This is a genomic window from Mycobacterium sp., from assembly GCF_019247615.1.
Classification (GTDB): Bacteria; Actinomycetota; Actinomycetes; order Mycobacteriales; family Mycobacteriaceae; genus Mycobacterium.
This window is the reverse complement of the sequence record NZ_JAFBAT010000311.1, coordinates 1-6,826: the sequence shown is the minus strand read 5'-3', so window position 1 is coordinate 6,826 and position 6,826 is coordinate 1. Positions and strand designations below refer to the sequence as shown.

Genomic DNA, 6,826 nt, shown 5'->3' with positions numbered 1-6,826 from the left:
ATCGCCGAGCGCGACCAGGCGATCGGCGAGGTGATCAAGAATCTCAACATCGTCCTGGACACCACGGTCCGCCATCGCCAGCAATTCGATCAGACCGTCAACAACCTGCAGGTGCTGATCACCGGGCTGAACGACCATCGGGAGCAGCTGGCCGGCGGAACCGCACACATCAGCAATGCCGCGGGAACCGTGGCCGACCTGTTGGCCGAGGACCGCTCGTTGCTGCATTCGACCATCAACTACCTCGACGCGGTTCAGCAACCGCTCATCGATCAGCGCGAGCAGCTGGACGACTTCATCCACCGGGTGCCGACCGCGTTGAACATGATTGGGCGCACCATCGGCTCCTACGGCGACTTCGTGAACTTCTACGCCTGTGACATCAACCTCAAGCTCAACGGGCTGCAGGCCGGTGGACCGGTGCGTACGGTCAAGCTCTTCGGGCAGCCGACGGGTAGGTGCACGCCGCAATGAGAACGCTGGAACCTCCCAATCGGCTGCGCATAGGGATCATGGGCATCATCGTGACCCTGCTCGTCGTCGGCGTTGGTCAAAGCTTCACCAGCGTCCCGATGCTGATGGCCAAGCCCCACTACTATGGCCAGTTCACCGACTCAGGCGGACTGCAAAAGGGTGACAAGGTGCGCATCGCCGGCATGGACGTCGGCAAGGTCGAGGCGCTCAACATCGACGGTGACCACGTGGTGATCAAGTTCAACATGGGCACCGAAACCATCGGCACCGAGAGCCGGCTCGCGATCAAGACAGACACCATCCTCGGCAAGAAGATCCTCGAGATCGAGAACCGGGGTGAGCAGACGCTACGGCCTGGCGCCAGCTTGCCGATTGGGCAGAGCACCACCCCGTACCAGATCTACGACGCGTTCTTCGACGCCACCAAGGCCGCCCAGGGCTGGGACATCGACACGGTCAAGCAGTCGCTGCACGTGTTGTCGGAAACGATCGATCAGACCTACCCGCACCTGAGCGCCGCCCTCGACGGCGTCGCCAAATTCTCCGACACCATCGGCAAGCGCGACGAGCAGATCAAGCATCTGCTCGCGCAGGCCAACCAGGTGGCGAGCATTCTCGGTGACCGCAGCGATCAAATCGACCGGCTGTTGGTCAACGCCAAGGCGCTGCTGGCGGCGTTCAACGAGCGAGGCCAGGCCATCGATGCGCTGCTGAGCAACATCGCCGCCTTCTCCCAGCAGGTGAAGGGATTCATCAACGACAACCCCAACCTCAATCACGTGCTGGAGCAGTTGCGCACGGTCAGCGACATCCTCGTCCAGCGCAAGGACGATCTGGCGGCCGGGTTCACTGAGGTCGGCAAGTTCCTGCCGTCGTTGAACGAGGCGATCGGGTCCGGGCCGTTCTTCAAGGTGGTGCTGCACAACCTGTTGCCGGGCCAGATCCTGCAGCCATTCCTCGACGCGGCCTTCAGGAAGCGCGGTCTTGACCCTGAGAACTTCTGGCGCAGCGCCGGGTTGCCGGAATTCCGCTGGCCCGACCCGAATGGCACGCGATTCCCCAACGGCGCGCCGCCGCCGGCGCCTCCGGTGCTCGAGGGCACCCCGGATCACCCGGGACCGGCCGTCCCGCCCGGATCGCCCTGCTCTTACACGCCGGCGAATCCCGGCGGCAACATCACCGTCGGGGACGAGGGACTGCCGCGGCCATGGAATCCGCTGCCCTGCGCGGGTGCGGCGGTCGGTCCGTTCGGTGGCCCCGGTTTCCCTGCGCCGGTCGACGTCGCGACCTCGCCGCCGAACCCCGACGGTCTGCCGCCGACGCCGGGGGTGCCGATCGCGGGACGCCCGGGCGACCCGCCCCCGAACGTGCCGGGCACGCCGGTGCCGCTGCCCGCTCAGGCACCGCCTGGGGCGCGTACGGAGCAACTGGCGCCGGCCGGGCCGACGCCCCCACCCTCGACGTTCGCCCCCGGTCTCCCGCCCGGTCCGCCGGCACCGCCCGGCCCCGGCGCACAACTGCCGGCACCATTCATCAACCCGGGAGGTTCGGGAGGCAGCGGCGCCGCGGGGGGAGGTAGCCAGAATTGAGCAGCGCCTTTGACATTCGCAACGTCCGGTTGCCGAGGATGTCGCGGACGACGGTGATCATCGGCTCGCTCGTGGTCGCGCTGGCCATCGTCGTCGCGTTCGTCGGCTGGCGGCTCTACGAAAAGCTGACGAACAACACGGTGGTGGCCTACTTCTCCGCGGCGAACGCCCTCTACCCGGGGGACAAGGTCCAGATCATGGGCCTGCGGGTGGGCTCGATCGACAAGATCGAGCCGGCCGGCGACAAAATGAAGGTCACGTTCCACTACGAGAACAAATACAAAGTTCCCGCCAACGCCTCCGCGGTGATCCTCAACCCGACGCTGGTGGCCTCGCGTGCGATCCAGCTGGAGCCGGCCTACAAGGGTGGCCCGGTGCTCGCCGACAATGCGGTGATCCCCCAGGAGCGCACCCAGGTGCCGGTGGAGTGGGACGAGCTGCGCAACAGCGTCACCAACATCATCTCCAAACTCGGCCCCACGCCCGAGCAGCCGAAGGGCCCGTTCGGTGAGGTCATCGAGTCGTACGCGAACGGGCTGGCCGGCAAGGGCCAGGAGATCAACAACACGCTCAACAGCCTGTCGCGCTCGTTGACCGCCTTGAACGAGGGTCGCGGTGACTTCTTCGCGGTGGTGCGCAGCCTGGCGCTATTCGTCAACGCGCTGCACCAGGACGATCAGCAGTTCGTCGCGCTGAACGAGAATCTGGCGGACTTCACCTCCCGGCTCGCGAGCTCCGACAACGATCTTGCCAATGCGGTACAGCAGTTCGACAGCCTGCTGTCGACGGTGCGTCCGTGGCTCGACCAGAACCGCGAGGTGCTGACCCACGACATCAACAACCTGGCGACCGCGACCAACACGCTGCTGCAACCCGACTCGCTGAACGGCCTCGAAACCGCCCTGCACGTGCTACCGACGGCCGCGTCGAACGTGAACCAGATCTACCACCCCTCCCACGGGTCCGTCGTCGCCATTCCGTCGATCACCAACTTCGCCAACCCAATGCAGTTCGTCTGCAGCTCCATCCAGGCCGGCAGCCGGTTGGGCTATCAAGAGTCGGCCGAGCTTTGCGCCCAGTATTTGGCGCCGATCCTCGATGCGATCAAGTTCAACTACCCGCCGTTCGGCGTGAACCTGTTCAGCACCGCCGAGACGCTCCCCAAGGACGTCGCGTACTCCGAGCCGCGGCTGCATCCGCCCAACGGTTATAAGGACACGACCGTCCCGGGAATCTGGGTACCGGACACGCCGACGGCGTACCGCAACACCACCCCGGGGTGGATCGTGGCCCCGGGCATGCAGGGACAGCAGGTCGGACCGATCACGGCGGGCCTGATGACGCCGGACTCTCTGGCCGAACTGATGGGCGGCCCGAACATCGCGCCGGTTCAATCGAACTTGCAGACACCGCCGGGCTACCCGAACGCCTACGACCAGGTCCCGATCGCGCCGGTTGTCGGCCAGAACCCGCCGCAGGTGCCGATACCGCCGTCCCCGCCGGGGCCGGACGTGGTCCCCGGACCCGTCGCCCCGACGCCGGCGCCGGTTGCGGCGCCCGCGCCCAATGCCGGTGGGCCGCCGGTGCCCGCCAACGCAGGACTGGGCCAGTGAGGAGCGCGACGAGCGCCATGGGCGCGAGGAGCAAGCCGAACCGTCGGCCAATGAGGAGCGTCATGAGGCTGATGCCGCGGATTCGCCGCCGCGCCTGGCACGGACTGGTGTTGCTGGTGGCCGCCCTGGTGCTGAGCTCGTGCGGGTGGCGCGGAATCTCGAACGTCCCCATTCCCGGCGGTCCCGGCAGCGGCTCGGGTTCCTACACGCTTTATGTGCAGGTGCCGGACACGCTGGCGATCAACGGCAACAGCAAGGTGATGGTCGCCGACGTGTTCGTGGGCTCCATCAAGGCCATCAACCTCAAGAACTGGATCGCGACCCTGACGCTGGGGGACGACAAAAGCGTCAAGCTGCCGAAGAACGCGACCGCCAGGATCGGCCAGACTTCGCTGCTGGGATCTCAGCACCTGGAGCTGGCCGCCCCGCCGAACCCGTCGCCGGAGTTGCTCAAGGACGGCGACACCATTCCGCTGAAGAACTCGTCGGCCTACCCGACGACCGAGCAGACGCTGGCAAGTCTGGCGTTGATCCTGCGTGGTGGCGGCATCCCGAACCTGGAAGTGCTGCAGAACGAGGTCTACAACATCTTCAACGGGCGGGGAAACCAGATCCGGGCGTTCCTCGGAAAGCTGGACACCTTCACCAACCAGCTCAACCAGCAGCGTGACGACATCACCCACGCCATCGACTCCACCAACCGCCTGCTGGTCTACGTGGGTGGCCGGGCCGACGTGATCGATCGCGTGCTGACCGACATCCCGCCGCTGATCAAGCATTTCGCCGACACCAAGAGCTTGCTGATCAACGCGGTCGACGCGGTGGGACGGCTGAGCCAGGCCGCCGACCAGTACCTGTCCGAAGCGCGTGGCCCGCTACACACCGATCTGCAATCGCTGCAATGCCCGTTGCGGGAGCTCGGCCGTGCCTCGCCGGACCTGATCGGTGCCTTGAAGCTGATCCTCACGCAGCCCTACGACATCGACACGATTCCGAGGCTGATGCGCGGCGACTACCAGAACATCTCGCTGACGCTCGACGTTACCTACAGCGCCATCGACAACGCGTTCATGACCGGTACGGGTTTGTCGGGAGCCCTGCGGGCGCTCGAGCAGTCGTATGGGCGCGACCCCGAGACGATGGTTCCCGACGTCCGCTACACGCCGAGCCCCAACAATGCGCCCGGTGGACCGCTAGTGGAAAGGGCGGACACCAGCCAATGCTGACTCCCTTCATCAGACGGCAGCTGATACTGTTCGGGATTCTCACCGTGATCTCGATAACGGTGCTCGGTGTGTATTACCTGCAGGTTCCCAGTTTGGTGGGTATCGGCCGGTACGAGCTCAAGGCGGAGTTGCCGGCGTCCGGCGGGCTGTATCCGACCGCCAACGTCACCTATCGCGGCATCACCATCGGCAAGGTGACCGACGTCGAGCCGACCGAGACGGGCGCCGAGGCGACGATGAGCATCGACAGCCGTTACAAGATCCCGATCGATGCGGTGGCCAATGTGCACTCGGTGTCGGCGGTCGGCGAGCAGTATCTGGACCTGGTGTCCGCCGGCAACCCGGGCAAGGACCTCTCGCCCGGACAGACCATCACCAAGGGCACCGTGCCCAGCGAGATCGGGCCGGCCTTCGACACCGCTAACCGGGGTCTGGCGGCATTGCCCAAGGATAAGATCGGCCAATTGCTGGACGAGACGGCGCAATCCGTCGGCGGCCTGGGTCCCGCGCTGCAGCGCTTGGTCGACGCCACCCAGGCGATCGTCGGCGATTTCAAGACGAACATCACCAACGTCAACGACATCATCCAGAACTCCGGCCCGATCCTGGACAGCCAGGTCAATTCGAACAGCGCAATCGAGCGGTGGGCGCGCAACCTGAACACCTTGGCCGCCCAGAGTGCCCAAAACGACCAGCACGTGAGAAGCATCCTTCGCCAGGCCGCGCCGACCGCCGATCAGATCAACGACGTATTCAACGACGTCCGCGAGTCCCTGCCCCAGACGCTGGCGAATCTCGAGGTGGTGTTCGATCTGCTCAAGCGCTACCACACCGGCTTGGAACAGGTGCTGGTGTTCTTGCCGCAGGGTGCTGCGATCGCACAGACCGTGGCCGCCCCGTTCCCCAACCAGGCAGCCCTCGACCTGGCGCCGTCGATCAACCAGCCGCCGCCATGTCTGACCGGCTTCATTCCCGCTTCGGAGTGGCGCTCTCCGGCGGACACGAACCTGGCGCCCTTGCCGACCGGAACCTACTGCAAGATCCCGATGGAGACGCCGGCCAACAGCGTCCGCGGATCGCGCAACATCCCATGCGTCGACATCCCGGGAAAGCGGGCAGCCACGCCGCGAGAGTGCCGCGACCCCAGGCCGTACGTACCGGCGGGCACCAACCCCTGGTACGGCGACCCGAACCAGCTCCTCACCTGCCCCGCGCCCGCGGCGCGCTGTGATCAATCGGTGAGGCCCGGCATGGTGATCCCGGCGCCGTCGGTCAACACCGGCCTCAACCCGGCGCCCTCGGACCGAGTTCCCGGGACGCCACCGCCGGTGAGTGACCCCTTGTCGCGGCCGGGACAAGGTACCGTGCAGTGCAACGGCCAACAGCCCAACCCGTGTGCTTACACTCCGATCGGGCCTCCGTCGGCGGTGTACAGTCCCCAAAGCGGTGAGCTGACGGGACCCGACGGGATCAAGTACTCCGTCGAAAACTCGACCAAAACAGGAGACGACGGATGGAAGGAGATGCTGGCGCCAGCCGGCTGAACCCCCCACCGATGGCGATGTTTCGTCGTCTACGCAGATCCGCCCGGAAAGCAAGCTCGAAACCCCAGGAGGAGCCGGCGGTCGCTGCCGAGCCGACCAGCCCCGAGGTGACGACCGAGGATGCGGCAGCATCCGAGGGCGGAGCCGAGCCGACCAGCCCCGAGGTGACGACCGAGGATGCGGCAGCATCCGAGGGCGGAACCGAGCCGACTAGCCCCGAGGTTACGGCCGATGATTCGGCAGAATCCGAGGGCGGAACCGAGCAGACACGCCCCGAGGTGACGGCCGAGGATGCGGCAGAAGCCCCACTCGCGGCGGCCGACGCCGCGACTGCGGATGCCCAACGTCGTCCATCCCGTATCGGCCGCGGCTGGAAAGCC

General features: G+C 66.1%; 5 protein-coding genes and 1 pseudogene. All 6 read left to right on the top strand.

Annotated features, from left to right (window positions below; translation table 11 throughout):
* Positions 1-474 (top strand): MCE family protein (locus JO059_RS21775; protein ID WP_293322614.1); only part of this gene is annotated, 474 nt, incomplete at its 5' end.
* Entirely contained in the window at positions 471-2,063 is a 1,593-nt protein-coding gene (locus JO059_RS21770; RefSeq protein ID WP_293322612.1) for an MCE family protein, read from the top strand. The genes JO059_RS21775 and JO059_RS21770, both read left to right, overlap by 4 nt.
* Positions 2,060-3,676 (top strand): virulence factor Mce family protein, encoded by a 1,617-nt coding sequence (locus JO059_RS21765; RefSeq protein ID WP_293322609.1) that lies wholly within the window; start codon positions 2,060-2,062, stop codon positions 3,674-3,676. Before JO059_RS21770 ends, JO059_RS21765 begins: the two co-directional genes overlap by 4 nt.
* A 50-nt stretch (positions 3,677-3,726) precedes the next feature.
* Positions 3,727-4,902: a virulence factor Mce family protein gene (locus tag JO059_RS21760; RefSeq protein WP_293322607.1), complete on the top strand. Its 1,176-nt coding sequence runs from the start codon at positions 3,727-3,729 to the stop codon at positions 4,900-4,902.
* Complete coding sequence (locus JO059_RS21755; protein WP_293322605.1) at positions 4,896-6,446, top strand: MCE family protein; 1,551 nt, start codon at positions 4,896-4,898, stop codon at positions 6,444-6,446. Before JO059_RS21760 ends, JO059_RS21755 begins: the two co-directional genes overlap by 7 nt.
* Positions 6,447-6,553: 107 nt before the next feature.
* Positions 6,554-6,826 (top strand): annotated as a pseudogene (locus tag JO059_RS21750) (hypothetical protein); the annotation flags it as partial.

Excerpts from the sequence above, each read along its gene's own strand:
- JO059_RS21755 (WP_293322605.1), top strand. The coding sequence starts at position 4,896 with ATGCTGACTCCCTTCATCAGACGGCAGCTGATACTGTTCGGGATTCTC.
- JO059_RS21760 (WP_293322607.1), top strand. The coding sequence starts at position 3,727 with ATGAGGAGCGTCATGAGGCTGATGCCGCGGATTCGCCGCCGCGCCTGG.
- JO059_RS21770 (WP_293322612.1), top strand. The coding sequence starts at position 471 with ATGAGAACGCTGGAACCTCCCAATCGGCTGCGCATAGGGATCATGGGC.